This is a genomic window from Clostridium fungisolvens (assembly GCF_014193895.1).
GTDB classification, from domain to species: Bacteria; Bacillota; Clostridia; order Clostridiales; family Clostridiaceae; genus Clostridium_AR; species Clostridium_AR fungisolvens.
The window spans coordinates 4,017,569-4,044,455 of the sequence record NZ_BLZR01000001.1 but is presented as its reverse complement, the minus strand read 5'-3'; the positions used below and the strand labels follow the sequence as shown (position 1 = coordinate 4,044,455).

Annotated in this window: 16 protein-coding genes, 25 tRNA genes and 2 rRNA genes; 41 read left to right on the top strand and 2 right to left on the bottom strand. The window is 35.0% G+C overall.

Annotation, left to right across the window (positions count from 1 at the left end; genetic code table 11):
* Window positions 1–483: 483 nt before the first annotated feature.
* From pcrA to bsdtw1_RS17955, 3 genes are all read left to right on the top strand, one after another.
* Complete coding sequence (gene pcrA, locus bsdtw1_RS17965; RefSeq protein ID WP_183278901.1) at window positions 484–2,787, top strand: DNA helicase PcrA; 2,304 nt, start codon at window positions 484–486, stop codon at window positions 2,785–2,787.
* A 100-nt stretch (window positions 2,788–2,887) separates the two neighbouring features.
* Window positions 2,888–4,882, top strand: coding sequence for an NAD-dependent DNA ligase LigA (gene ligA, locus bsdtw1_RS17960; protein ID WP_183278900.1), 1,995 nt, complete (start codon window positions 2,888–2,890; stop codon window positions 4,880–4,882).
* Between the two features lies 1 nt (window position 4,883).
* Window positions 4,884–5,156, top strand: coding sequence for a hypothetical protein (locus bsdtw1_RS17955; protein ID WP_183278899.1), 273 nt, complete (start codon window positions 4,884–4,886; stop codon window positions 5,154–5,156).
* Window positions 5,157–5,425: 269 nt separating this feature from the next.
* Here the strand turns inward: bsdtw1_RS17955 and bsdtw1_RS17950 are convergent, their stop codons facing one another.
* Window positions 5,426–5,668: a hypothetical protein gene (locus tag bsdtw1_RS17950; RefSeq protein WP_183278898.1), complete on the bottom strand. Its 243-nt coding sequence runs from the start codon at window positions 5,666–5,668 to the stop codon at window positions 5,426–5,428.
* Between the two features lie 445 nt (window positions 5,669–6,113).
* On the opposite strand from bsdtw1_RS17950, the gene bsdtw1_RS17945 reads away from it, so the two are divergent.
* Both bsdtw1_RS17945 and bsdtw1_RS17940 read left to right on the top strand, forming a co-directional pair.
* Window positions 6,114–6,488 (top strand): hypothetical protein, encoded by a 375-nt coding sequence (locus tag bsdtw1_RS17945; RefSeq protein ID WP_183278897.1) that lies wholly within the window; start codon window positions 6,114–6,116, stop codon window positions 6,486–6,488.
* Between the two features lie 60 nt (window positions 6,489–6,548).
* Complete coding sequence (locus bsdtw1_RS17940) at window positions 6,549–8,156, top strand: peptide ABC transporter substrate-binding protein (protein ID WP_183278896.1); 1,608 nt, start codon at window positions 6,549–6,551, stop codon at window positions 8,154–8,156.
* Window positions 8,157–8,260: 104 nt separating this feature from the next.
* On the opposite strand, the gene bsdtw1_RS17935 is transcribed toward bsdtw1_RS17940, so the two are convergent.
* Window positions 8,261–9,757, bottom strand: a complete 1,497-nt coding sequence (locus bsdtw1_RS17935; RefSeq protein WP_183278895.1) for a hypothetical protein — start codon at window positions 9,755–9,757, stop codon at window positions 8,261–8,263.
* A 93-nt stretch (window positions 9,758–9,850) separates the two neighbouring features.
* Here bsdtw1_RS17935 and bsdtw1_RS17930 point away from each other — a divergent pair, with 93 nt between their 5' ends.
* From bsdtw1_RS17930 to bsdtw1_RS17755, 36 genes are all read left to right on the top strand, one after another.
* A complete protein-coding gene (locus bsdtw1_RS17930) occupies window positions 9,851–10,828 on the top strand; it encodes an AIR synthase family protein (RefSeq protein WP_183278894.1) in 978 nt (325 codons plus the stop codon).
* Window positions 10,829–10,850: 22 nt separating this feature from the next.
* A complete protein-coding gene (gene rph / locus bsdtw1_RS17925; protein WP_183278893.1) occupies window positions 10,851–11,597 on the top strand; it encodes a ribonuclease PH in 747 nt (248 codons plus the stop codon).
* A gap of 1 nt (window position 11,598) precedes the next feature.
* A complete protein-coding gene (locus bsdtw1_RS17920) occupies window positions 11,599–12,210 on the top strand; it encodes an XTP/dITP diphosphatase (protein ID WP_183278892.1) in 612 nt (203 codons plus the stop codon).
* 19 nt (window positions 12,211–12,229) lie between these two features.
* Window positions 12,230–12,703 (top strand): metallophosphoesterase, encoded by a 474-nt coding sequence (locus bsdtw1_RS17915; RefSeq protein WP_183278891.1) that lies wholly within the window; start codon window positions 12,230–12,232, stop codon window positions 12,701–12,703.
* Between the two features lie 218 nt (window positions 12,704–12,921).
* Window positions 12,922–12,997 (top strand) — tRNA-Pro (locus bsdtw1_RS17910).
* Window positions 12,998–13,003: 6 nt separating this feature from the next.
* A tRNA-Gly gene (locus bsdtw1_RS17905) sits at window positions 13,004–13,077 on the top strand.
* Between the two features lie 57 nt (window positions 13,078–13,134).
* Window positions 13,135–13,211 (top strand) — tRNA-Arg (locus tag bsdtw1_RS17900).
* 4 nt (window positions 13,212–13,215) lie between these two features.
* Window positions 13,216–13,291 (top strand) — tRNA-Lys (locus tag bsdtw1_RS17895).
* Between the two features lie 6 nt (window positions 13,292–13,297).
* Window positions 13,298–13,373, top strand: a tRNA-His gene (locus tag bsdtw1_RS17890).
* A 10-nt stretch (window positions 13,374–13,383) separates the two neighbouring features.
* A tRNA-Gln gene (locus bsdtw1_RS17885) sits at window positions 13,384–13,458 on the top strand.
* 3 nt (window positions 13,459–13,461) lie between these two features.
* A tRNA-Lys gene (locus tag bsdtw1_RS17880) sits at window positions 13,462–13,537 on the top strand.
* A 21-nt stretch (window positions 13,538–13,558) separates the two neighbouring features.
* Window positions 13,559–13,642: transfer RNA gene (locus bsdtw1_RS17875), tRNA-Leu, on the top strand.
* 5 nt (window positions 13,643–13,647) lie between these two features.
* Window positions 13,648–13,722, top strand: a tRNA-Gly gene (locus bsdtw1_RS17870).
* A 5-nt stretch (window positions 13,723–13,727) separates the two neighbouring features.
* Window positions 13,728–13,801, top strand: a tRNA-Gly gene (locus bsdtw1_RS17865).
* A 44-nt stretch (window positions 13,802–13,845) separates the two neighbouring features.
* Window positions 13,846–13,922, top strand: a tRNA-Arg gene (locus bsdtw1_RS17860).
* Window positions 13,923–13,936: 14 nt separating this feature from the next.
* Window positions 13,937–14,012, top strand: a tRNA-Pro gene (locus tag bsdtw1_RS17855).
* Window positions 14,013–14,022: 10 nt separating this feature from the next.
* Window positions 14,023–14,096 (top strand) — tRNA-Gly (locus tag bsdtw1_RS17850).
* Between the two features lie 44 nt (window positions 14,097–14,140).
* Window positions 14,141–14,217 (top strand) — tRNA-Arg (locus bsdtw1_RS17845).
* A 4-nt stretch (window positions 14,218–14,221) separates the two neighbouring features.
* Window positions 14,222–14,297, top strand: a tRNA-Lys gene (locus bsdtw1_RS17840).
* A gap of 6 nt (window positions 14,298–14,303) precedes the next feature.
* A tRNA-His gene (locus bsdtw1_RS17835) sits at window positions 14,304–14,379 on the top strand.
* A 10-nt stretch (window positions 14,380–14,389) separates the two neighbouring features.
* Window positions 14,390–14,464 (top strand) — tRNA-Gln (locus tag bsdtw1_RS17830).
* Between the two features lie 3 nt (window positions 14,465–14,467).
* Window positions 14,468–14,543, top strand: a tRNA-Lys gene (locus bsdtw1_RS17825).
* Window positions 14,544–14,564: 21 nt separating this feature from the next.
* Window positions 14,565–14,648 (top strand) — tRNA-Leu (locus tag bsdtw1_RS17820).
* Window positions 14,649–14,653: 5 nt separating this feature from the next.
* A tRNA-Gly gene (locus bsdtw1_RS17815) sits at window positions 14,654–14,728 on the top strand.
* Window positions 14,729–14,733: 5 nt separating this feature from the next.
* Window positions 14,734–14,807 (top strand) — tRNA-Gly (locus tag bsdtw1_RS17810).
* Between the two features lie 236 nt (window positions 14,808–15,043).
* Window positions 15,044–15,120, top strand: a tRNA-Arg gene (locus bsdtw1_RS17805).
* 259 nt (window positions 15,121–15,379) lie between these two features.
* Window positions 15,380–16,165, top strand: coding sequence for a flagellar motor protein (locus tag bsdtw1_RS17800; protein ID WP_183278890.1), 786 nt, complete (start codon window positions 15,380–15,382; stop codon window positions 16,163–16,165).
* Between the two features lie 14 nt (window positions 16,166–16,179).
* Window positions 16,180–16,941: a flagellar motor protein MotB gene (locus bsdtw1_RS17795; protein ID WP_183278889.1), complete on the top strand. Its 762-nt coding sequence runs from the start codon at window positions 16,180–16,182 to the stop codon at window positions 16,939–16,941.
* A gap of 413 nt (window positions 16,942–17,354) precedes the next feature.
* Window positions 17,355–19,094 carry an ABC transporter ATP-binding protein gene (locus bsdtw1_RS17790; protein WP_183278888.1) on the top strand — a complete coding sequence of 580 codons (1,740 nt, stop codon included), beginning with the start codon at window positions 17,355–17,357 and terminating at the stop codon, window positions 19,092–19,094.
* A 548-nt stretch (window positions 19,095–19,642) separates the two neighbouring features.
* Window positions 19,643–21,162: ribosomal RNA gene (locus bsdtw1_RS17785) — 16S ribosomal RNA — on the top strand.
* 124 nt (window positions 21,163–21,286) lie between these two features.
* Window positions 21,287–21,362: transfer RNA gene (locus tag bsdtw1_RS17780), tRNA-Ala, on the top strand.
* Window positions 21,363–21,367: 5 nt separating this feature from the next.
* Window positions 21,368–21,444, top strand: a tRNA-Ile gene (locus bsdtw1_RS17775).
* Window positions 21,445–21,572: 128 nt separating this feature from the next.
* Window positions 21,573–24,478, top strand: a 23S ribosomal RNA gene (locus bsdtw1_RS17770).
* Together the 16S and 23S rRNA genes with 3 tRNA genes alongside form the textbook arrangement of a ribosomal RNA operon.
* A gap of 65 nt (window positions 24,479–24,543) precedes the next feature.
* A tRNA-Asn gene (locus bsdtw1_RS17765) sits at window positions 24,544–24,618 on the top strand.
* Window positions 24,619–25,048: 430 nt separating this feature from the next.
* Window positions 25,049–25,942: a polysaccharide deacetylase family protein gene (locus bsdtw1_RS17760; protein WP_183278887.1), complete on the top strand. Its 894-nt coding sequence runs from the start codon at window positions 25,049–25,051 to the stop codon at window positions 25,940–25,942.
* Window positions 25,943–26,196: 254 nt separating this feature from the next.
* Window positions 26,197–26,883, top strand: coding sequence for a response regulator transcription factor (locus bsdtw1_RS17755; protein WP_183278886.1), 687 nt, complete (start codon window positions 26,197–26,199; stop codon window positions 26,881–26,883).
* The last annotated feature ends 4 nt before the right edge of the window (window positions 26,884–26,887 follow it).

The following is a 26,887-nucleotide window of genomic DNA, read 5'->3' as shown; positions in this document are numbered from 1 at the left end:
ATAAATCATGGAGCTACTGTGAAATTGCATTTTTAATATAAATTAATATATAGTATATACCATTAAACTCTCATTTATGTATAAAGAATATCTAGGAGATCCTAATAGCTTATATTGATTGACTAAGAGAGTGATTTTCGCGAACCATGAATCTTCATTTTGATAAATTTCAATAAGTAGTTTATCTATATAAATGGTATATCTTTATATACCAACAAAAGTAATAAATATGATATAATATAACCATACTTGACTATAATAAAAAGAGGAATAATATTCCTCTTTTTGCATTTATAAAAATATGATTCCCTTTTTGAAATTTATAGATTTTATTATAAGTAAAGTACTAAATGATATAGTCTTTACTGTGCAGAAAAGTTGATTTTAACATCAATTTTTAATCACATAGGATTAGAGGGTAAGATGCATAAAAAATCAAGGTGTTACAACCTAGAGGATTTTTAATATTTAAGGAGTGATTATATGGATTTGAAAAATCTTTTGAATAAGGAACAATATGAAGCAGCTACTACTGTAGATGGACAGTTACTTATACTTGCAGGTGCAGGCTCTGGAAAGACAAGAGTTTTAACTTATAGAATAGCATATATGTTAGAGGAAAGGGCTATACAACCATATAATATTTTGGCTATAACCTTTACTAACAAAGCTGCTCAAGAAATGAGAGAAAGAGTTAAATCTTTAATTGGAGATAGGGCAGATAGTATGTGGATTTCTACTTTCCACTCTTCTTGTGTAAAGATTTTAAGACGTGAGATAGAGAAACTTGGTTATAAAAAGGACTTTACAATATATGATAGTTATGATCAAAAAGCTTTAGTGAAAGAATGCATTAAGCAGCTTAATATAAATGATAAAGACATTACAGAACAAGAAATTATATCGAAGATTGGTAAAGCAAAAGATAACTTAATTACTCCAACTCAATATAAAAGACAATATGAGAGTGATTTCCGAGGAAATAAAATTGCAGATTTATATATAATGTACCAAAAAAGGCTAAAAGACAACAATGCCTTAGATTTCGATGATTTGATTTTTAAAACTGTTGAGTTATTTCAAAACAATCCTGAAGTACTTGATTTTTATCAAAATAAGTTTAAATATGTGATGATAGATGAGTATCAGGATACTAATAGATGTCAGTATGAGTTTGTGAAACTTCTAGCTTCGAAGCATAAAAATATCTGTGTAGTTGGTGATGATGACCAGTGTATTTATGCTTGGAGAGGTGCAGATATAAGAAATATACTAGACTTCGAAAAGGATTATCCAGGTGCTAAGGTTGTAAAACTAGAGCAAAACTATAGATCAAAAGCTAATATATTAGATGCTGCAAACAATGTTATTAAGTTCAACAGCAATAGAAAGTCAAAAGTACTTAGAACAGAAGCGGAAAATGGAGAAAAAATTAGAATTTACAGAGCCTTTTCTGATAATGATGAAGCGCAATTTATAGCGTCAGAAATAAAGAAGTTTATGGAAGAGAAGGACTTAACATATAAAGACTTTGCTATTCTGTATAGAACAAATGCTCAATCACGTATATTTGAAGATTGCTTTATTAAAAGAGATATTCCGTACAGAATAATTGGAGGACTTAAATTCTACGATAGAAAAGAAATTAAGGACATAATGGGTTATCTCAAAGTGATAAACAATCCAGCTGATTCAATAAGTCTTAGAAGAATAGTAAATGTACCTAAGAGAAATATAGGTGATGCAACTGTATCGAAAGTTATGGATTTTGCAAATGAATATGATGATAGTCTTTATAACTCTCTACTAGACTGTGAAAATATATCAACTTTATCACCTAGAAATATATCTTCAATAAGAAAGTTTACAGATCTTATGGAGAACCTAATGGATATGTCTGAGCAGATACCTGTATCAATGCTTATAGAATATATCTTAGATAAAAGTGGATATATGAAAGAACTTAAAGATTCTAAAGAGCCAGAAGATCAAAGTAGAGTTGAAAACTTAAAAGAATTAGTTTCAGCAGCAGTTGATTTTGAAAAGAGTAATGAAGAAGATAAATCTCTAAGTGCATTCTTAGAAAAGGTTGCATTAGTTCAAGATGTTGATAATATGGATGAAAATGCAGATACTTTAGTTATGATGACTGTTCACTCAGCTAAGGGGTTAGAGTTCCCTGTGGTATTTATGGTTGGTATGGAAAATGGAATATTCCCAGGTACAGCATCCTTTGATTCGGAAAGTGAAATGGAAGAATCAAGAAGACTATGTTATGTTGGAATAACCAGAGCAAGAAATGTACTTTATATGACTTCAGCAGAAGTTAGAAAAGTTTTCGGAAGAACTGTGGCATATCCACAATCTGATTTTATAGCAGAAATTCCTAAAGAGTTGAAGGATTTTGTAAAAGGAAATACAAGTGCAGGTCTTTCTACAAGAAGTTCTATGATGGCTTCATCAAGCTATGGTGGAAGGGATTTTAACAGAAATCCACATAGCTTAAGAAGTGATTATAATAATAACTATTCTTCAAATAGAGGTGGCTCAAAAGAAACAATGCTTGATGCAGCTAGAAAATTAAAAGAAACATTAGATAGCAGCTCAGGAGGAGTGCTTACAAAGAATGAAGCCACTATGGGAAGAAAAATAAGGCATCCAAAGTTTGGTGTAGGAACTATTATAAAGACAATAAATGAAGGTGATGATCTTAAGCTCACAATAGCTTTTGATAGTCAAGGTATAAAAACTTTATTATTAAGCTTTGCTCCTTTAGAGCTTTTATAAAAAGTTATTTAAATATGAGATGAATTTTTGATTGTAGGATATTAATTATGAACGAGAGAATCCTATAGTTTAAAGCTCAGTTAGATTGAGAGGTGCTTTCATGGATAAAATAAAGAGAATAGATGAGTTGGTAGAAGAGTTAAATAGGTATGCGTATGAATATTATACATTAAGTAACCCTTCAGTATCAGATAAAGACTATGATAAAAAATATGATGAATTAGTTACTCTTGAAAAAGAAACTTCTTATATACTTCCATATTCTCCGAGCCAAAGAGTTGGTGACACTGCTCTTGCAGAGTTTTCTAAATATACTCATAAAGCAAGATTATGGAGCCTAGATAAGGCTCAAACTGTAGAAGAACTTAGAGAGTGGCATAATAGAAATATTAAGTTTATTGATGATTATAATAGAACCCATGAGGATAAACTTCCAGCTATAAGATATATAGTTACTAAGAAATTTGATGGCCTAACCATAAACTGTACTTATGACAGTAATGGGGTACTTATAAAGGCAGCAACAAGAGGCACCGGTGAAATAGGTGAAGATGTAACTGCACAGACAAAAACCATAAAGTCTCTTCCACTTAAAATAAGCTGTAATGATGTTTTAGAGATTCATGGTGAAGCTATAATGACTAAAGAAGCTTTTGATAAGTATAACCAAGTATCAGAAGTTCCTTTAAAAAATTTAAGAAATGGTGCAGCTGGAGCGCTTAGAAACCTTAATATAAAAGAAACTGCAAAAAGAAATCTATCAGCCTTTTTCTACGATGTAGGTTATAAAGAAGGAAATCCTTTCAAGACCTACAAAGAAATGATGAGTTTTATAAAGGAAAAAGGATTTCCAATGGATGATTATATGAAGGTATGTCATAACATGGAAGAGATAGAGAATGAAATAGAATATATAAAAAATATAAGATTTGAACTTAACTATGATATAGATGGAGCCGTTGTTGCTATTGATGATATGAGGACTAGGGAATTGCTTGGCTATACAATCAAGTTTCCTAAATGGGCGATTGCTTTTAAATTCGAAGCACAAGAAGCAACAACAAAACTATTGGATGTAGAATGGAATGTTGGAAGAAGTGGAAGAGTTAGTCCTACTGCATTATTAGAACCGGTAGAGTTAGCAGGGGTTACAGTAAAGAGAGCTACACTTAATAACATGGACGATGTAAGAAGAAAAGGAGTGCGAATAGGGGCTGAAGTATTTGTTAGAAGATCCAACGACGTAATTCCTGAGATAATGGGAGTTGCTGGGGAGCTTAATGAAGATACAGAAGAAATTGTACCTCCAACAACATGTCCTGCTTGCGGCAGCCATATAGTGCTTAATGGAGCACATTATTTCTGTGATAATACTTTGTCCTGTAAACCACAAATGGTTAAAACTATAGTCCATTATGCTTCAAGAGAAGCTATGAATATTGAAGGGTTTTCAGAAAAGACTGCAGAACAATTATTTGAAAAGCTTGATATCAAATCTATAACAGATTTATATAAACTTGAAAAGGAAAGTCTGTTAACTCTTGAGAAGTTTGGGGATAAAAAGGCCCAAAATCTACTTAATGCTGTGGAAAAAAGTAAAGATTGTCAGTTACATTCATTTATATATGCATTAGGTATACCAAATGTAGGTGTTAAAACTGCAAAGGATCTTGTTAAGAGATTTAAAAACATAGAGAACATTGAAAAAGCAACTTATGAAGAACTTATAGGTGTTAGTGATATAGGTGGTATAGTTGCAAAGAGCATAATAGATTTCTTTTCAGAAGAAAAGGTCATAACAACTATAAATGAGCTGCTTACACTCGGTGTAAAACCTAAGTTTGAGGAATCAGAAGTTAAGGAAAATCCTTTTGAAGGAAAGACTGTTGTTGTTACAGGTTCACTAGCATCATATAGCAGAACAGAAATAAAAGATAAGTTGGAATCACTCGGTGCAAAAGTTTCAGGAAGCGTTAGTAAAAAGACTGACTATGTAATAGTTGGAGAAGATGCTGGTTCAAAGTATACAAAGGCTTTAGAACTTGGATTGACTATCTTATCAGAGGATGACTTTAACAGTCTTATAGGGGGGTAAAATGAAAAGAGTTATAACTATATTAAGTCCGTTGGCAGCTGTGCTTACAAGTATAAATATAATTCTTACTTTACTTACAACCTATCAGTTTATTTATATATCTGAAATTTTTAACTCGTATTACCCAATACAGATAGGTCTATGTGCCACTATGATTTTATGGGGTATTAGATTTTATCTATTTGAAAAAGGTAGCAAAAGGATAACATATCCAGTGATATGCTTTATAATAGCCTCAATCTCAATATTTTTTATGAGCATGTATGTAAGATAATAGTAATATTATCTTACATTAAGGCTATGTTTAAGACTATTGTTGAAATTAAGTGGTTATGCAGGAGATGCTATATGAGCGAGCAATTAGAATTAAATGATTTTTTCAGATGGAATGGCGTTAAAAAACTGTACTGTTCGAACGTAGTGAGTTTACAGTTTTAGCCATGGAATATGAAAAAATCATATTAATTCTTTGCGTAAGCTCATTAAAGCATTGGATGCATAGCCACTTAATTTCGTACTATGAGTTAACCAAAAAACAGATGGTTAGATTTCACCATCTGTTTTTTTGTTTTCATTTATATTATTAGTATTAGTATCGCCAATTATCTCCGATAGACTTTTGTTTTTTGTCACTAATAGATAAATATTTTGAGTAAGTTTTTCTAATAGATAGTTTTGATATTTTATTTGGCTATAAGCATATTTAGCTATTATAAATCCCCAAATTGCCACAAAAATTATAGTAACCATACATAACACACCAATTATCTCTATTGCAAGTAACATTACCAAAACCTCCGTAAATATATTATGCTATTTTTGAATATATGGATGTACCACTTCGTAATAAACTTCATATTTCTAAATTACCTAACCTCAAGCTGTGAGGGGGTTAAAAAAAGATTTTGGATTGAAGTGTTTCATCTTTAAATAACTTTATAATTAAATTTGGTACTAACTTATATGTAGACTTAGTAATCATATACATAAATTATAATACTATAATAATCTGTTTAAGAAATTTTATCAAGTTTGTAAATTTTTATTTTGATAAATTTAATTAAAATGTAGTTTGTAATGGATATGTAGCATATCCTATAATATGATAAATTAAGAATTTGGAGGCAATGTTGGGGTAATCAGTTCAATATATTATAAGCTTCATAAAGAGTCATTAGATAAAGCAATATTAAAGTTTAAAAGAGTACCGATAGATGTGGTATTTAAAAATTTGACGAAGAACTGTTGGATATATGGGATACAATACGAAGTAATTATTAAAGATAGATTAACTCTTGAAATAAAGCTTATAGGAAAAAGAGAAAAAGTTTTATTGAAGTTTAATAAAACCTTAGTAGTATTTAAAGAAGATTATAATAGTTTCATAGATTTAGTAGAGCTTATGGAAGTGGATAAAGCTTATTTTATTACTACAGGAGTTTTTCAAGCAGAAATATATAAATTGAACAATTGGAAGTTATCTTATCCTAAAGTTTTTTTAGAAGATAGCAAGGCCTTTCTGAAAAGACAAATATGGAGTAAAAAAAAGTATAATGAACATTTAAAATATGATAAATTAGATTTCAATAGATATCTGCCGGTATGATTAATATTATTAATGTTTGGACATAATTCAGATATATATTTCTTAAAGGAGAGTATATTGATGAAAAGAAAGCTTTCCAAACTATTGATATTAATTATAGTTGTTGTTACCTTGCAAGGTTGTACTAATATAATACCAAAAAATAATAATATTACTGATAGTAATTCGATAACCTATGCCGTAGAAAAGTTTCCTGATTCTATAAACATAACTAATAAATTAAGTCTTCGGGACAAGGATTTTATTTATTCAATTTTTGATGGATTAGTCAGTGAAAATGAAAATGGTGATATAGTGCCAGATCTTGCAGAGTCCTATTCAGTAAGTAAAGATGGACTAGAATATATTTTTAAACTAAGAAATAATATTTATTGGAGCAATGGTAATAGAATAACAGCAGATGATTTTTTGAAGTTTTTTAAGAGCATTACATCAAATAAAAATAAGGATGAATACGTAAGTGAGCTCTATAATGTATATGGAGTAAAAGACTATCATGAAGGAAAAGGCACTTTTGAAAAAAATGTTGCCATATCAAAAGAAGATGGAAATGTGATAAAGTTCAGAATGAATGTAAGAGATGATAGTTTCTTAAAGAAGCTGTCTGAGGGATATTTTAAACTTAGAGAGCTTGATGATAATTTAGATAACTATAAAGAAAAATTTTCCTCCATTAAATACTCGGGGGCATATGCAATAAAAAATGTAAATGAGGATAAGGAAATAGAACTAGATCTTAATGAAAAGTATTGGAACAAAAAAAGTACAAATGCAAAAAAAATAATATTAAAAGTATTCACTGGTGCTGAACTTGCATTAGCAGATTTTGAATCTAAAAAGGATGTAGATATAATATTAAACATCCCTAACAGTGAGATATCTAGGTTATCGTCTAAAAATCTAGTGGAGATATTTCCTAATGATACTATGAAGGTTATAGAATTTAATCCGGATACTAAGAATAATAAGACCAATCTGAGCATGAGAAGAGCGTTAGAGAAGTCTATTTTGAATACTATAACAGGTAATTCTTTAGTAAAAGAAGATAGATTTCAGCTAGCTCTAGGGGAGTTAGAGAGAAAAGCATTGAAATCAAATGAAAGTATTGTAAGCTCCACTATTGCAGATGATTCGAAAAACTTAGATTCAATTAAGGAACAAGTTAGTAATCTGCTTAGTAAATCAAGCTATGAGGGTGATGTTTTAAGGTTAGTATGTTTAAAAAGTGATGAGAATAAAAGTATATGTGAATTCATATCAAAAAATCTTAAAGACATATATAATATAACCGTAAAATACAATCTATTAGATAAAGATCAATTAAAGAAGGCTGTGTCCACTGGTGATTATGAATTATTGCTAGAAGATATAACGTCTAGTTCTGACACATACGGTCAGTTAGTGAATAAGTGGATTGCAAATAATAAGGGGAAAACTATAGATAATAAAGATATTAATGATATGATATCCACAAATACCTTAAAGAAAGATGAAACTGTAGATAGTAAAAATAAAAGTCTTGTGAAACTATTAAGGGATAATAACTATATAGTACCATTACTTTTTAATAATCTAATTTGTGTTAAGTCTGATAAGGTGAAAAGTATAACCTTTAGTAAAGATGGAATTTTAAATCTTAACCAATTGGAAGTTAATTCTGGTGATTAGAATATTAAATAATTATAATAATTTATAAATAAATCAATTATTTAATTATAGATATATACTATCAGTTTTGAAGCAAAAAAAGAGGAGCAAAGTTATGCTCCTCTTTAAAGTTTATTGCTAATATCATCAGTTATCTCGTCTGTAATATCTAACTCTTTATTTTCGCTATTTCCTACTTCTACTTTTTCTTTAGGGAATGTATCTTCGGTGAAGAAAAAAGATTTTAGAATAGTATCTTTGAATAGAAATATTATGTTAAAGAAGTTAGTTAAATTCTTTGCACTATCAAAAGTTATCTTAGTGGTTGTGAAGTTTTCCTTCTTTTTTGAATATGCAATTTTCTTTAAGAATATTGGGGCTGTGCCAGTGGTGTCTGGTGATGGAGTAGTACTAACTCTAAACATTGATTCGTCAATAAGATCAGCTGAGTTAAGAGTTAGATTCTTATATCTCTCATCGCTATCTAATGATGGGGCATCAGGCCAAGAAATAACAAGTCCTGAAGTGATATAAAACTGTCTAAATAGTGTAGAAATCATAGCCTTAAAATCTCTTGAAGATTCATATTCTTCATAAAGAAGCATATTTATCATATAATTATTCACTTCAGTGCAATCATATTTTATATCCTTCTTTTCCATTGGCTTCAAAAAGATTCCTGAATTATCATCAAATAATCTTTTGTGTCTCTCGCTAATTTGCAAGAAATTATCTTTAAAAGATTCAATTCCTGTATTCTTATAAGATAAATGAAGATTTATTGCCATTAAGCAAGAGTAATCTAAATTATCTAGGATGTAATTCTTCTCATTGTATTTGTCTATTAAATAATCTGTAATATCAATTAAGAATAATTTTACATCATTATTATTGGAATACTTGTAAAGAACATTGAATGCAAAACAAATCTTGCAGCATTCCTGGAAGGATAAGTCGTAAATTTCTTCCTTATAGTTTATAAACATATTTAATATGTCTAGAGAAAAATCCTTATACATTTCTCTATCCTCATCAAATGTACATATGTTCCAATAAAGGTAATATGCAACCATCATTAAAGCTTGATCAGAAAATTTAAATTTTTTGTCTTTATCGATAAGATTGAATTCGCTATTCCCTTCTGATAAATTCTTTTTATCCACAAAAACGCCATCTGTGTTTCTTAATTGTTTAGAATAAAAATCTAACTGTTGTTTAGCTAGGGCTCTATAAATCTTTGCCATTGAATAGTTGATACTAGAAGATTTCTCAAACTTTGCATAAAACTCTGAAAGTTCTAATATACTCAAAGTCATCAATGCATTTGAGGAGCTACTAATTTCTTTCTTGACACCATCCTCAGACCAACCGTGAAAATGCTTAGTTGATGCAAACTTTGGAGACCCTTTTTTATAAATACATAAAAGTGGAGAAAAATCTTTTATTATGTTAATATCATTGTTAGAAAGATACTTTTTGGAAGTTTTTGTTGAGGAAATTAGACCACAACGAGATTGTAATACGATGTGTTTCAGGGCTTCCCGTGAAAGAAAGAATAGCTGGCTTTCTATCTCCAATGAAGTCAGACTATTTATTCTAAAAAAAGGACCTATATACTTCAATGTATCCACCTCATAAAATTAATACTTATATTAATAATATGTTTGTTGCAGTGAAAAATTGCATACGTATATATATAAACAAGGAGAACATTTATGAAATCAGGAAAATTAAACTGGGATGATCTTAAAGGATTAATAAATAACAATAAATCAGTTAAGAGAGATGAAGTAAGAGTAAGAAATGGAGTAGGAGAAGATTGCTCTGTTATAGACTTTGGAGAATATGAATGTGTAATATCTACTGATCCCATAACTGGTGCAGCTGAAAACATAGGAAGACTGGCTGTTCATGTGAATTGTAATGATGTAGCATCCTGTGGAGTAGATCCTATGGCTATATTGGTTACTATACTAGCGCCAGAAAATACTACCTTTGAAGAAATAAACGATGTAATGAAGCAAATTGATGAAGAAACCTCAAAGATAAATGTGGAAATAATTGGAGGACATACTGAAATAACTTCTGCAGTAAACAGAATTGTTGTTTCATGTACCGTTCTAGGTAAATGCATTAGTGGGAAAGCAGTATCAACAGCAGGAGCTCAAATTGGTGATGATATAGTCGTAACCAAAAGTCTTGCTTTAGAAGGTACTAATATAATAGTAAATGATAAAATCGAAAAACTAAAAGATGTACTAACAAAAGAAGAGATAAACGAAGCTAAAGAATATATTAATAAAATTAGTGTTATAATGGAAGGGAAAGTAAGTGGAAAGTTCGGCGTAAATAGTATGCATGATATTACTGAAGGTGGAGTGCTAGGAGCGCTTTGGGAACTTGCTGATGCTTCTAATGTAGGATTTAAAGTATATGAAGATAGAATGCCTGTTACGGCTGTAACTAAAAAGGTATGTAAGGTATTTAATATAGATCCGCTTAAATTAATATCTTCTGGAAGCATGATTATAACTACTAAAAATGGTGAAGAGCTTGTAAAACTACTAATGAAAAATGGAATTAATTCTACTATAATTGGTAATATAACAAATGATGAAGGAATATTAGTTAAAGAATTAGAAGGAGAAGTTATAGTTCCTCAACCTGAAAGAGATGAACTTTTTTCTATATGATATTTATGAAGGAGGCAATTTTATGAGAATAGACGGAAGAAAAAATGAGGGTTTAAGACCTATAAAGCTAACAAGAAATTATACAAAGTATGCAGAAGGCTCAGTACTTATAGAAATGGGAGATACAAAGGTATTATGTAATGCATCAATAGAGGAAAAGGTGCCACCATTTTTAAAGGGTAGTGGAGAGGGATGGATTACTGCAGAATATAATATGTTACCTAGATCAACTCAATCTAGAAAACCGAGAGATATAGCTAAGCTAAAGATAGATGGTAGAACTATGGAGATACAAAGACTTATTGGAAGAGCTCTAAGATCTGTGGTAGATTTAAAAGCACTTGGAGAAAAGACTATATGGATTGATTGTGATGTTATTCAAGCCGATGGAGGAACAAGGACAGCATCAATTTCTGGCGCATTTGTAGCCCTAGTAGATGCAGTTAACAGGCTTCATAAGAATCAGCCCTTTAAAGTTTTTCCGATAAGAAGTTTTGTCGGAGCTGTAAGTGTTGGAATATTAAACGATGAAAAAATTATAGATTTATGTTATGAAGAAGATTCTAAGGCTAAAGTCGATATGAATATCGTTATGACGGATAGCGGAGAGTTCATTGAGGTACAAGGAACTGGAGAAGAAAGTCCTTTTTCAAGAAAAGATTTAGATGAGCTGCTATCATTAGGTGAAAGAGGCGTTAAACACATAATTCAAGCACAAAAAGATGTATTGAAAACAGATAGTTTATGGATAGGTACAGGGGGAAAATAAAGTGAAGTCGATTATTGTAGCAAGTAATAACGATCATAAAATAAAAGAAATAAAGCAAATATTAAGTGATGTAAATGTAGAAGTAAAATCTCTTAAAGATTGTGATATAGATATAGATGTGGTAGAGGACGGTAAGACATTTTTAGAAAACTCTTATAAGAAAGCTAGTGAAATTTATGAATATGTAAAAGAAAAAGGAATGCAGGATTTTCTTATAATGGCAGATGACTCAGGACTAGAAGTTGACTATCTAAATGGAGAACCAGGCGTGTATTCTGCAAGATACGCAGGAGAACACGGAAATAACAAAAAAAATAATGAAAAGCTATTAGAAAAATTAAAGGGCGTACCAACTGAAAAAAGGAGTGCATCTTTTGTTTGTGCTATAGTTTTAATAAATAGTGATGGGGAAACTGTAAAGGTAGAAGAAAGAGCCTATGGCGTTATAAAAGAAGAATTAGCAGGAGTAGAAGGGTTTGGCTATGATCCTCTATTTTTCGTGCCAGAATTTAATAAGACCTTTGCAGAAATGACAGCTGATGAGAAGAATTCAATAAGCCACAGGGGCAAAGCATTAGACGTTGTAAAAAAAGCATTAAAGAATCTAATTTAAATTTGGAGGCATAATAGAAATGCTCGTAGCTGTAGTTAGTGATACTCATGGTATTACAGAGTATATAGAGAAAGTAAAAAGAATGATAAATAAGAGTGATATATTGATTCATTTAGGTGATAATATAACTGATTTAGAATATATCATTAAGAATTACAATGGAAAAGTTTATGGTGTTAAAGGGAATTGTGACTTCTCCAATAATTACCCTGTAGATATGATTGTTGAAGTTTTAGATAAAAAACTTTTTATTACTCATGGACATAAATACAATGTAAAATATGATTTAAATTCCATATATTTTAAGGCAAAAGAAGTAGCTGCTGATGCTGCTTTATTTGGTCATACTCATCAATCACTTGTAACTCAACATAGCAATATATGGCTTGTAAATCCAGGCAGTGCCTCACTTCCTAGAATGAGCAAAAGAAGTATAGCCTTCATAGAAGTTGAGGAAGGAAAGCCTTTATACCCTTATTTAGTAGAACTGTAATACATATGAGTAATTAATTATATTCTGAATATTTCAATTCGTTTTAATCTTAAAACTTTTGGTTACATAAATTGGTATATCGGCGCAAAGTATTACAAATACTAGGTTTATAAAGAAAAGTGGTTCAAAAACTTTTTTCAAAAAGGGTATTGACTCTAATAATAACATCGTGTAGAATAATCTTTGTCGCCGAAAGGTTACCAAGTTGTGAAAGCAACCGGGGTGTAGCGCAGATGGGAGCGCGCGTGGTTTGGGACCATGAGGTCGCAGGTTCGATCCCTGTCACCCCGACCAGTTTATGCGGGTATCGTATATCGGTAATACTCCAGCCTTCCAAGCTGAAAAGGTGGGTTCGACTCCCACTACCCGCTCCAAAAAACATCTTGACAAAAGATGTTGGATTTAGTAAAATAATCAATGTTGTTTGATATGCGTCTTTAGCTCAGCTGGATAGAGCAACGCCCTTCTAAGGCGTGGGCCAGGGGTTCGAATCCCTTAAGACGCACCATTATGCGCCATTAGCTCAGTTGGTAGAGCACCTGACTCTTAATCAGGGTGTCTTGGGTTCGAGTCCCTGATGGCGCACCAAATATGGTGGACGTAGTTCAGTTGGTAGAGCACCAGATTGTGGCTCTGGTTGTCGTGGGTTCGAATCCCATCGTTCACCCCATATTTAATATTGGGATGTCGCCAAGCGGTAAGGCAATGGACTTTGACTCCATCATTCGTAGGTTCGAATCCTGCTATCCCAGCCAATTGGTTTACTAGCTCAGTCGGTAGAGCACATGACTTTTAATCATGGTGTCCGGGGTTCGATTCCCCGGTAAGCCACCAATTATAATTAAATGAAAAGATGCAGATGTGGCGGAATTGGCAGACGCACTAGACTTAGGATCTAGCGCCTACGGCGTGGGGGTTCGACTCCCTTCATCTGCACCAATCATGCGGAAGTGACTCAATGGTAGAGTGTCACCTTGCCAAGGTGAAGGTCGCGGGTTCGAGTCCCGTCTTCCGCTCCAAATATGCGGGTATCGTATATCGGTAATACTCCAGCCTTCCAAGCTGAAAAGGTGGGTTCGACTCCCACTACCCGCTCCATAAACATCTTAATATTAGATGTTATAATACATAGTTTTTAATATGCGTCTTTAGCTCAGCTGGATAGAGCAACGCCCTTCTAAGGCGTGGGCCAGGGGTTCGAATCCCTTAAGACGCACCATTTTAAATGGATATCGGGGTGTAGCGCAGATGGGAGCGCGCGTGGTTTGGGACCATGAGGTCGCAGGTTCGATCCCTGTCACCCCGACCAGTTTAAATATGCGGGTATCGTATATCGGTAATACTCCAGCCTTCCAAGCTGAAAAGGTGGGTTCGACTCCCACTACCCGCTCCATAAACATCTTAATATTAGATGTTATAATACATAGTTTTTAATATGCGTCTTTAGCTCAGCTGGATAGAGCAACGCCCTTCTAAGGCGTGGGCCAGGAGTTCGAATCTCTTAAGACGCACCATTATGCGCCATTAGCTCAGTTGGTAGAGCACCTGACTCTTAATCAGGGTGTCTTGGGTTCGAGTCCCTGATGGCGCACCAAATATGGTGGACGTAGTTCAGTTGGTAGAGCACCAGATTGTGGCTCTGGTTGTCGTGGGTTCGAATCCCATCGTTCACCCCATATTTAATATTGGGATGTCGCCAAGCGGTAAGGCAATGGACTTTGACTCCATCATTCGTAGGTTCGAATCCTGCTATCCCAGCCAATTGGTTTACTAGCTCAGTCGGTAGAGCACATGACTTTTAATCATGGTGTCCGGGGTTCGATTCCCCGGTAAGCCACCAATTATAATTAAATGAAAAGATGCAGATGTGGCGGAATTGGCAGACGCACTAGACTTAGGATCTAGCGCCTACGGCGTGGGGGTTCGACTCCCTTCATCTGCACCAATCATGCGGAAGTGACTCAATGGTAGAGTGTCACCTTGCCAAGGTGAAGGTCGCGGGTTCGAGTCCCGTCTTCCGCTCCAAATATGCGGGTATCGTATATCGGTAATACTCCAGCCTTCCAAGCTGAAAAGGTGGGTTCGACTCCCACTACCCGCTCCATACTAAAGACAACTTATAACTTAAGTTGTCTTTTTATATTATTTTATTCTTTAGCAATTTATATATCAATTATATCTGTGGATAATTATGCTAACAGACCTAAGACATAGTATAAGTTAAAGAATAAAAAAGAAGAATATGTCGTCTGTAAGATTCTTCACATACACTTAAGAAAAGGCAGATGGGCAAAAAAAATTACCAAAGAAGATCGCTTTAACAAATTTTTTATATAACAAGCTCCTATAGCTCAGTTGGATAGAGTGGTGGACTTCGAATCCATAGGTCGCAGGTTCGAACCCTGTTGGGAGCACCAAAGATATTGAAATAGCTAGGTTTCAGAAAATTGAAGCCTAGCTATTTTTTGTTTTCCTACATTCTTCCCACTTTAGAAAATTCAAAAGAAGAGTTGCTTGAATAAATATTAAAAGCCAAATATTTTTGATAATTTACCATAAAAAATTTACTTTAATGCTAATAAAATTAAGATATTATACGATAATTAAATTGGGAAGTTTAATTTAAAGTGTTTCACTTGGGGAATTTTATAATATAGTTAGGAGATGGAGGAAGTTATGGATATAGGAATAATTATCGGTATAGTGATAGGGTTTGGTTCGTTAATTTTTGCTTTTATTAAAGAAGGTGGAAGTCCCTTAATGCTTGTGGCTTTTTCAGCAGCGCTTATAGTTTTTGGTGGAACTATAGGTGCAGTAGCGATATCTTTTCCAACAAGTAAATTAAAAAATATAAGTAAGATAATAAAGGTTGCATTTACAAATAGACAGGTTAATACAAAAGAACAGATAGAATTTTTTAAAGAATTATCAACTAAAACAAGAAAAAATGGATTATTGAGCATAGAAGGCGATCTAGCAAATAATGAAATGGATCCATTTATAAAAAAAGGCCTTCAAATGGTTGTTGACGGTGTTGAACCAAGCACAATAAGGGGGATATTGGAGACAAAGTTAGAACAAATGTCAGAGCGTCATCATGATGGGGCTGGTATATTCGATGCAGCAGGTGGGTTTTCACCAACAATGGGTATTATAGGTACCGTTATGGGATTGGTACAGGTTCTCAGTAATTTAGATGATCCTAGTACACTTGGACCTAAGATAGCAGTGGCTTTCATTGCAACATTATACGGAGTTGGTACTGCAAATTTACTTTGGCTTCCTATAGCAAACAAATTAAAAGCACTTGATAAAGAAGAAATATTAGAAAAAGAAATGTCAATTGAAGCTATTATGCTTATCCAAGAAGGAGCCAATCCTAATACTTTAGTGGCCAAGCTAGAAGGATTTTTAACTGACAAAGAAGTAGCAGAATTAAATTCAAATAATGCTAATGATTAGAGAGGTATTATTTTATGAAAAAAAAGAGAGCAGAAAAGGAAAATAATGAACGATGGCTATTAACATATTCTGATTTGATAACTCTTCTTATGATATTTTTTGTAGTAATGTATGCGTCTAGTACTGTAGATGCCAAAAAATATTCTCAAATTGCACAATCTTTGAATTTAGCCATTGGGGGGGGAAAGAGTATTATAGGTACCTCTGATAATGCTAGTATTGATTCAAGCAAAGTAACAGTGACAGATGATCAGCTTAAGCAGATCACAGACAATAATGCCAAAGAGAAAATAGAAGAGCAGAAGTTAGAAAAGGTAAAAGAAGAAATAGATAAGATGATTGCTGGCTCAGATCTTAAAGGAAGCATTACAACGAGCCTTCAAGAAAGAGGTCTTGTAATTAGTTTTAATGACACAGTATTCTTTGACAGTAGTAAGGCTGATGTTAAAGTCGATAATCAAAAAAAATTGATTTCTTTAGCAGGAATACTTAATAAAATTGATAACTATATAAGAGTAGAAGGGCATACTGATAATGTGCCAATAAACACTACATATTTTCATTCTAATTGGCAGTTATCCTCGATTAGAGCTGCTAATGTGGTAGAATTCTTAGTAACTAGAGGGGGAATATCAGCTGATAGATTATCCTCTGTAGGCTACGGAGAATACAGACCAGTTGCATCAAATGACACAGAAGAAGGAAAAAGTAAAAATAGAAGAGTGGACATACTTTTATTGAATACTAATTTAAATGTTTCTGAGACTAAAAAATAACATTAAAAATCATTTAATTCTAATTGCTCGCTCATAGAGCATCTCCTGTATAACCAATTAGATTTAATAATAATATTAAACATAACAAGAGAAAAATATACTATAGCATCAGTGGGATTAGGGTAATATTGTTGATAATATTATCTTAATCCCACTGATGCTGTTTTTTTATAGGATAGGGAAAAAGCAAAAAAATCAATATTTACTTTAAATGCAGAAATTAAACTATACCTAACAAGTTGACTTTTGATATTAAGTGAAATAATATATTAAATGGATAGTAAACGTTAAAATAATTTTATTAATTCAAATAACCTGATTTAATCACATATTCTATTGTTTGATTAATAATCTATATAGTGATATTTTATTGTTTATATGAATAAATTACGGGGGAGGACTACTATACAAATATGGATAGATTTAAAAAATTTCTTAATTACTATGGGCCTTATAAGAAGCTTTTCTTAGCGGATATGGTCTGTGCATTGATATTATCTGGGATAGATCTTGTATTCCCAATGATAGTAAGATATTTAACTAATAACGTGTATATATTAGAAGATAAAAATACAATACTTAGGTATGTAATTTATGCAGGTTTGGCATTATTGTGCATGTATATTGTAAGATATTTTTGTCAGTATTTTATAACTTCTTGGGGACATATAATGGGAGCCAAGATGGAATCTAATATGAGAAAGGATTTATTTGATCATCTTCAAAAGCTATCATTCTCTTATTATGATAATAACAATACAGGTACCTTGCAATCAAGGATAGTGAATGATCTTTTTGATATTTCTGAGCTAGCACATCATGGTCCAGAAGATATATTTATATCTATACTTAAGTTATTAGGGTCATTCATAATACTTATGAATGTAAATGTTAAGATAACTCTAATACTTTTCTTTATAACTTTGGTTATGCTATATTTCTCAATATTCTATAACAAACATATGAACAGAGTATTTATGAAAAATAGAGAAAAGATAGCAAATGTAAATGCTATAGTACAGGACAGTCTTTCTGGTATAAGAGTTGTAAAATCATTTGCTAATGAAACGATAGAGAGCCACAAATTTGATAAGGGAAATATAGAATTTCTTAAGAGTAAGGAAGATAACTATTTTATAATGGGAAAATTCTTTAGCGGCAATGGATTTTTTCAAGGACTACTATATGTGTCAGTTATTTTGGCTGGAGGCTTATTTATAAGCAATGGTACTCTAAAAGTAGCTGATCTTATGGTCTATATACTGTATATAAATATCTTTTTAAGCCCGATAGACAAGCTTGTTAACTTCACAGAACAATTCCAAAAAGGACTTACCGGTTTTGATAGGTTTCTACAAGTTATAAATACTGAGCCGGATATAACAGATAATAAAGGTGCTATAGATATTATAAATCCAAAGGGAAATATAGAATTTAAGAATGTATCCTTTAGTTATAATGAAAAACATAACATATTAGAAAATATAAACATAAGTATAAAAGAAGGGAAGAATGTTGCGCTTGTTGGTCCTTCTGGTGGTGGAAAAACAACTTTTTGCAGCCTAATCCCAAGATTTTATGAAATAAATGAAGGCTCAATTACTGTTGATGGCATAGACATAAGAGATATAAAACTTAAATCCCTTAGAAACTCAATTGGGATAGTTCAACAGGATGTATACATGTTTACTGGAACTATAAAAGAAAATATAGCTTATGGGAAACCAGGTGCATCTGATGAGGAGATTATAGATGCAGCTAAAAAAGCTAATATACATGAATTTATTATGACTCTTAAGGATGGTTATGATACAAGTGTAGGAGAGAGAGGGGTTAAGCTTTCTGGTGGTCAGAAGCAAAGAGTGTCAATAGCAAGAGTATTCCTTAAAAATCCTCCTATATTGATACTTGATGAAGCTACATCTGCCCTTGATAATGAGAGTGAGAAGTTTATACAGAAATCCTTAGAAGATCTTTCTAAGAATAGAACTACAATAGTTATAGCTCATAGACTGAGCACTATAAGAAACGCTGATGAAATAATAGTTCTTACGGATGAAGGAATAAAAGAACGAGGAAATCATAATGAGTTAATTGATTTAGATGGAACTTATGCTTATCTATATAATATGCAGTTTGAAAATATATCATAATTCAGTTTAAGGTAAATGTATTTATTGTGTCAAAATTAAAAACTAAAATTTAATTAGATAATACATGTATATAGGGAATGTAAAATTTACTGTATACATGTATTTTTATTTTAGAGAAGATTATGAATGATTTCAGATTCTAAGATAAAGAAGCTAATTTTTATAATTTAAAGTATTTTAATGTGGAAGATTATCGATAAAGACATCATATTTTCTTGTAATCTTCAATAGTAAACATACAAGGAAAAAAAAGATATTTGAAGGTATATTTAGATTTTAGCATATAAATTTATATAATTGACTATAGAATAGTTTGAGTTTTGTTCAATAACATGGTATATTAAATATCGTTGTCTGACAAATTGATTTTAAGCAACAAAAAATAATGTTGACAAGATTCGATTGAGATGATAATATGAATAAGCAGTTAAACATTGGTCTTTGAAAATTAAACAGAGAAGATAAACAAAGTCTAAAATTAGACTTAAACTAAACCAGCAATTCTTTTGAAAAAAGACTTACTAAGTAAGTAAGCTATGATTAAACTTTAAATTGAGAGTTTGATCCTGGCTCAGGACGAACGCTGGCGGCGTGCCTAACACATGCAAGTCGAGCGGAGAAAGTTCTTCGGAACTTTCTTAGCGGCGGACGGGTGAGTAACACGTGGGTAACCTGCCTTATAGAGGGGGATAGCCTTCCGAAAGGAAGATTAATACCGCATAACATTTTCGTTTCGCATGAAATGAAAATCAAAGGAGCAATCCGCTATAAGATGGACCCGCGGCGCATTAGCTAGTTGGTGAGGTAATGGCTCACCAAGGCGACGATGCGTAGCCGACCTGAGAGGGTGATCGGCCACATTGGAACTGAGATACGGTCCAGACTCCTACGGGAGGCAGCAGTGGGGAATATTGCACAATGGGGGAAACCCTGATGCAGCAACGCCGCGTGAGTGATGAAGGCCTTCGGGTTGTAAAGCTCTGTCTTTGGGGACGATAATGACGGTACCCAAGGAGGAAGCCACGGCTAACTACGTGCCAGCAGCCGCGGTAATACGTAGGTGGCAAGCGTTGTCCGGATTTACTGGGCGTAAAGGGAGCGTAGGTGGATATTTAAGTGGGATGTGAAATACCTGAGCTTAACTTGGGTGCTGCATTCCAAACTGGATATCTAGAGTGCAGGAGAGGAAAGTGGAATTCCTAGTGTAGCGGTGAAATGCGTAGAGATTAGGAAGAACACCAGTGGCGAAGGCGACTTTCTGGACTGTAACTGACACTGAGGCTCGAAAGCGTGGGGAGCAAACAGGATTAGATACCCTGGTAGTCCACGCCGTAAACGATGGATACTAGGTGTGGGGGTTTCAACACCTCCGTGCCGCCGTTAACACAATAAGTATCCCGCCTGGGGAGTACGGTCGCAAGATTAAAACTCAAAGGAATTGACGGGGGCCCGCACAAGCAGCGGAGCATGTGGTTTAATTCGAAGCAACGCGAAGAACCTTACCTAGACTTGACATCTCCTGAATTACCCTTAACCGGGGAAGTCGGTACCTTTGGTACCGACAGGAAGACAGGTGGTGCATGGTTGTCGTCAGCTCGTGTCGTGAGATGTTGGGTTAAGTCCCGCAACGAGCGCAACCCTTATTGTTAGTTGCTACCATTTAGTTGAGCACTCTAGCGAGACTGCCCGGGTTAACCGGGAGGAAGGTGGGGATGACGTCAAATCATCATGCCCCTTATGTCTAGGGCTACACACGTGCTACAATGGCAAGTACAAAGAGACGCAAGACCGTGAGGTGGAGCAAATCTCAAAAACTTGTCCCAGTTCGGATTGTAGGCTGAAACTCGCCTACATGAAGCCGGAGTTGCTAGTAATCGCGAATCAGCATGTCGCGGTGAATACGTTCCCGGGCCTTGTACACACCGCCCGTCACACCATGAGAGTTGGCAATACCCGAAGTCTGTGAGCTAACCCGTAAGGGAGGCAGCAGCCGAAGGTAGGGTCAGCGATTGGGGTGAAGTCGTAACAAGGTAGCCGTAGGAGAACCTGCGGCTGGATCACCTCCTTTCTATGGAGAAATTATTAAGTACTGATGCATTTCAGACTTAATATATACGAATTCTGGTTAGAATCTCTCTCTGTTTAATTTTGAGATACCAAGTAATTGGCATCTTAATTTAATATACACATATGGGGGTATAGCTCAGTTGGGAGAGCACCTGCCTTGCACGCAGGGGGTCAAGAGTTCGAATCTCTTTATCTCCACCATTTGTGGGCTTATAGCTCAGCTGGTTAGAGCGCACGCCTGATAAGCGTGAGGTCGATGGTTCGAGTCCATTTAAGCCCACCATTGTTCTTTGAAAATTGCACATAAGTTAAAGTAAAGATATTTACTATTCTTTGTAATAAATTGATTACTAAAATGCACGCTAGTATTTTAGTAAATCAGCAAATTTGTAACTCAAATTTGATTTGATAGGTCAAGCTACAAAGGGCGCATGGTGAATGCCTTGGCATCAAGAGCCGAAGAAGGACGTGACAAGCTGCGATAAGCTTTGGGTAGGCGCAAATAGCCTGTGATCCAAAGATCTCCGAATGAGGAAACTCACGTAGGTAACCCTACGTATCCTATAGTGAATACATAGCTATAGGAGGGTAAACCTAGGGAACTGAAACATCTAAGTACCTAGAGGAAGAGAAAGAAAAATCGATTCCGTCAGTAGCGGCGAGCGAAATCGGAAGAGCCCAAACCAAAGATTTATCTTTGGGGTTGCGGACAGAACATAACATTGGTGGCTATTGTAATTGAAGATATCTGGAAAGATACACCGTAGAAGGTAATAGTCCTGTAAGTGAAACAAGAAGACCATAGTTCTGCTCCAGAGTACCACGAGACACGTGAAACCTTGTGGGAAGCAGGGAGGACCACCTCCCAAGGCTAAATACTACTTGATGACCGATAGTGAAGAAGTACCGTGAGGGAAAGGTGAAAAGAACCCCGGGAGGGGAGTGAAATAGAACCTGAAACCGTGTGCCTACAACCGATCATAGCACCATATGTGTGTGATGATGTGCTTTTTGTAGAACGAGCCAACGAGTTACGGTATGTAGCGAGGTTAAGTACTTAAGGTACGGAGCCGAAGGGAAACCGAGTCTGAATAGGGCGACTAGTTGCATGCCGTAGACCCGAAACCGGGTGACCTATCCATGGCCAGGTTGAAGCGAAGGTAAAACTTCGTGGAGGACCGAACCACGTTGGTGTTGAAAAACCATGGGATGAGCTGTGGATAGCGGAGAAATTCCAATCGAACTCGGAGATAGCTGGTTCTCCCCGAAATAGCTTTAGGGCTAGCGTCGGATATGACTAATGGAGGTAGAGCACTGAATGGGCTAGGGGGCATATCGCTTACCGAACCTTATCAAACTCCGAATGCCATATAGTATTAGTCCGGCAGTCAGACTGCGAATGATAAGATCCGTAGTCAAAAGGGAAACAGCCCAGATCGTCAGCTAAGGTCCCAAAGTATAAGTTAAGTGGAAAAGGATGTGGGATTTCTAAGACAACTAGGATGTTGGCTTAGAAGCAGCCACTCATTAAAAGAGTGCGTAATAGCTCACTAGTCGAGAGATCCTGCGCCGAAGATGTTCGGGGCTCAAACTTATCACCGAAGCTACGGCTAGCAGATTTATCTGCTGGGGTAGGGGAGCGTCGTAATCGGGCTGAAGTCGTACCGTAAGGAGCGGTGGACTGATTACGAGTGAGTATGTTGGCATCAGTAGCGAGAACTAGGTGAGAATCCTAGTGGCCGAAAACCTAAGGTTTCCTCAGGAAGGCTCGTCCGCTGAGGGTTAGTCGGGACCTAAGCCGAGGCCGAAAGGCGTAGGTGATGGACAATCGGTTGATATTCCGATACTACTGCAAATCGTTATTACCGATGGAGTGACGCAGGAAGATAGAGTGTGCTAGCTATTGGATGCTAGTCTAAGCACTTAGGTATACAGGTAGGCAAATCCGCCTGTATTAGCTGAGGTGTGATGGGGAAGGCCTTTTAGGCTGAAGTACTTGATTCTACGCTGCCAAGAAAAGCTTCTAGGGAGAAATGTAGTACCCGTACCGCAAACCGACACAGGTAGGTGAGGAGAGAATCCTAAGGCCGGCGGAAGAATTACAGTTAAGGAACTCGGCAAATTGACCCCGTAACTTCGGGAGAAGGGGTGCCTACGAGAGTAGGTCGCAGAGAATAGGCCCAAGCAACTGTTTAGCAAAAACACAGGTCTCTGCTAAAGCGAAAGCTGATGTATAGGGGCTGACGCCTGCCCGGTGCTGGAAGGTTAAGGGGAATCGTTAGCGGTAACGCGAAGCGGTGAACTTAAGCCCCAGTAAACGGCGGCCGTAACTATAACGGTCCTAAGGTAGCGAAATTCCTTGTCAGGTAAGTTCTGACCCGCACGAATGGCGTAATGACTTGGGCACTGTCTCAACTGTAAATCCGGCGAAGTTGTAGTGCAAGTGAAGATGCTTGCTACCCGCGATTGGACGGAAAGACCCCGTAGAGCTTTACTGTAGCTTAGCATTGAGTTTCGGTATTGTCTGTACAGGATAGGTGGGAGACTTGGAAGCATCCTCGTTAGGGGATGTGGAGTCGTCCTTGGGATACCACCCTGACAGTACTGGGATTCTAACCGGGCACCATGAAGCTGGTGACGGGACATTGTTAGGTGGGCAGTTTGACTGGGGCGGTCGCCTCCAAAAAAGTAACGGAGGCGCCCAAAGGTTCCCTCAGAACGGTCGGAAATCGTTCGTAGAGTGCAAAGGCAGAAGGGAGCCTGACTGCGACACCCACAAGTGGAGCAGGGACGAAAGTCGGGCTTAGTGATCCGGTGGTACCTCGTGGGAGGGCCATCGCTCAACGGATAAAAGCTACCTCGGGGATAACAGGCTGATCTCCCCCAAGAGTCCACATCGACGGGGAGGTTTGGCACCTCGATGTCGGCTCGTCGCATCCTGGGGCTGAAGTAGGTCCCAAGGGTTGGGCTGTTCGCCCATTAAAGCGGCACGCGAGCTGGGTTCAGAACGTCGTGAGACAGTTCGGTCCCTATCCGTCGCGGGCGTAGGAAATTTGAGAGGAGCTGTCCTTAGTACGAGAGGACCGGGATGGACTGACCTCTGGTGCACCAGTTGTTCCGCCAGGAGCATAGCTGGGTAGCTACGTCGGGAAGGGATAAACGCTGAAAGCATCTAAGCGTGAAGCCCACCTCAAGATTAGATTTCCCATAGCGTAAGCTAGTAAGACCCCTCGAAGAACACGAGGTTGATAGGTCGGAGGTGTAAGCATGGTAACATGTTCAGCTGACCGATACTAATAGGTCGAGGGCTTGACCAATACAAATTATTACAAAGTTAACTTAATGCAATTTTGAAAGAACAATCTTTCTAATTTAATAATGTTCCGCGATAGCTCAATGGTGGAGCACTCGGCTGTTAACCGATAGGTTGGAGGTTCGAGCCCTCTTCGCGGAGCCATTTGAAATTGATACATCAGTTATAATTAACTGGTGTTTTTTGTTGTATAAAAAAATATGTTAATTCCATAAATTGTAGTGTTAAAAAAGTTTTATGATATTCTTTTATTAACAAAATTATTGTATAATTAATTTATATAAACCATAATAATGTAAAACTATTATGCAAAATGGAGAATATTGGTTAAAGTATTATAGAAATGTCTTAAAAACAAAGGTGTTTTGTTATATAAAGACAACATGTTACAGGATTGTAATTTATTTTTATAAAAATGTAATTTATCACTCTGTAATATAGTTTATTATTTATGTATGAAGAGCAATCTTTATTGTTACTTTAAATCCATTATATTTGTGTAATAGAATTGTAGGAGATGGTAGTGTTGTTTAGAGGCAGTGACCTAAGGATGAAAAGGAAGAGGAAAAAACGAATGAAAATAAGAAGACGAATTAATGGAATTATATTATTTGCAGGTACAGTAGTTGTTTCTTCAATATTTATTACTGCTTATTACAGACATAATATAGTGAAGAAAGAAATTGTACAAGCAGCCGTAGTTGACGGAAATCTAAAACAGGAAAATATAGATAATTCAGCACAATCTCATGCAGCACTTACTGAGTATATAAATAAGGAATTGAAATTAGATAAAGATGCATATGATGCAGGGCCAATACAAAATTTCTTATCAAAAAACATAAAAATAAATGATGGTAAAAAAATTGTTTTCTTAACCTTTGATGATGGCCCTTCAACAACAGTGACTCCTAAGATTTTGGAAGTATTGAAAAAAAATGATATAAAAGCTACGTTTTTTATAGTAGGGAAAGAACTAGAAAAAGATCCTAGAGCAAAACAAATTCTTTTAGATACATATAAGCAGGGAAATTCTATAGGTAATCATACATATACACATATTTATAATAATTTATATCCTGGAGGCAAAGTTGATGCAGATAAATTTATGGCTGAATTAGATAAAAATAATGATGCCATAAGAAAAGTATTAGGACAAGATTTTAGAAGTAGAATAGTAAGATTTCCAGGGGGACATATGTCATGGAAGGGCGTTGATGAAACTGATAAGCGTTTCGATGATATGGGATATAAATACATAGATTGGAATGGGCTCATAGGAGATGCTGAAGGAAAGCCTAAATCTAAAGAGCAACTTCTTGATAGATATAGACAGACATTTAAGAATCAGCAGAAGCTAGTGTTACTAATGCACGATACATATGGAAAAGAAAATACAGCTGAGGTTCTCCCTGATATAATAGCAGACTTAAAAAATAAAGGATATGAGTTTAAAATATTAGAATAATGTACAAGCTATAAGTAGGGAGCACAGTATTGTGTATCTCTACTTTTCTAGTTTTAGAGATGAAACACTTCAATTGGAAATCCATTTTCAAAACTCCTCCGGGTTTGAGAGGAAAGTTTGAAAATATAAGTTTTAAAAGGAAGTAGTTTATCTATATAAATATGTTATAATCACACTAACATATATTATATTTAAATTTAACTGCATGTATTTTTATTTAAGGTTACTTATTATTTATATAGGATGGTGTAAGTATGTCAAAAATATTATTAGTAGAAGACGAAGATAGCATAAGAGGTTTTCTTAAGATAAACTTTGAAAGAAACGATTATAAGGTAATAGAAGCCAATAATGGAGAAGAGGGAATACGATTGGCTCTTTTAGAGAAGCCTGATGTAGCAATATTAGATGTTATGCTTCCAGGAATTGATGGATTTAAAGTATGTGAGCGACTTAGAAAAGAATACCCTAATATGGGGATAATTATGCTTACTGCAAAAGGGCAAGACATGGATAGAATTATGGGTTTGGAATTTGGAGCGGATGATTACGTAGTTAAGCCGTTCAATCCTATAGAAGTAACTTTAAGAGTTAAAGCACTGCTAAGAAGAATGGATGAAAAAATAGATAAGAGTGATGGAGATAAATTAATTTTAGAACCATTTGAAATGAATCTATACTCGCAAAAACTTTTTAAGGAGCAGATAGAAATTGATGTTACTCCTAAAGAGTTTTTACTTATGAAGATATTCCTTGAAAACCCAGGTAAGGCATTTAGTAGGGATGAACTTTTAAATTTAGTATGGGGTGTGAATTTTTTTGGGGATCCTAAAATAGTTGATGTAAATATAAGGAGACTTAGATCAAAAATAGAGGATTCAGCCTCTACCCCTAGATATATAGAAACAGTATGGGGCACTGGATATAGGTGGAAGAAATAGGAGA

Bases quoted from the DNA above. Each gene is read 5' to 3' on its own strand.
- pcrA (WP_183278901.1), top strand. From the start codon at position 484: ATGGATTTGAAAAATCTTTTGAATAAGGAACAATATGAAGCAGCTACT.
- ligA (WP_183278900.1), top strand. From the start codon at position 2,888: ATGGATAAAATAAAGAGAATAGATGAGTTGGTAGAAGAGTTAAATAGG.
- bsdtw1_RS17955 (WP_183278899.1), top strand. From the start codon at position 4,884: ATGAAAAGAGTTATAACTATATTAAGTCCGTTGGCAGCTGTGCTTACA.
- bsdtw1_RS17950 (WP_183278898.1), bottom strand. From the start codon at position 5,668: ATGTTACTTGCAATAGAGATAATTGGTGTGTTATGTATGGTTACTATA.
- bsdtw1_RS17940 (WP_183278896.1), top strand. From the start codon at position 6,549: ATGAAAAGAAAGCTTTCCAAACTATTGATATTAATTATAGTTGTTGTT.
- bsdtw1_RS17930 (WP_183278894.1), top strand. From the start codon at position 9,851: ATGAAATCAGGAAAATTAAACTGGGATGATCTTAAAGGATTAATAAAT.
- rph (WP_183278893.1), top strand. From the start codon at position 10,851: ATGAGAATAGACGGAAGAAAAAATGAGGGTTTAAGACCTATAAAGCTA.
- bsdtw1_RS17915 (WP_183278891.1), top strand. From the start codon at position 12,230: ATGCTCGTAGCTGTAGTTAGTGATACTCATGGTATTACAGAGTATATA.
- bsdtw1_RS17800 (WP_183278890.1), top strand. From the start codon at position 15,380: ATGGATATAGGAATAATTATCGGTATAGTGATAGGGTTTGGTTCGTTA.
- bsdtw1_RS17795 (WP_183278889.1), top strand. From the start codon at position 16,180: ATGAAAAAAAAGAGAGCAGAAAAGGAAAATAATGAACGATGGCTATTA.
- bsdtw1_RS17790 (WP_183278888.1), top strand. From the start codon at position 17,355: ATGGATAGATTTAAAAAATTTCTTAATTACTATGGGCCTTATAAGAAG.
- bsdtw1_RS17760 (WP_183278887.1), top strand. From the start codon at position 25,049: ATGAAAATAAGAAGACGAATTAATGGAATTATATTATTTGCAGGTACA.
- bsdtw1_RS17755 (WP_183278886.1), top strand. From the start codon at position 26,197: ATGTCAAAAATATTATTAGTAGAAGACGAAGATAGCATAAGAGGTTTT.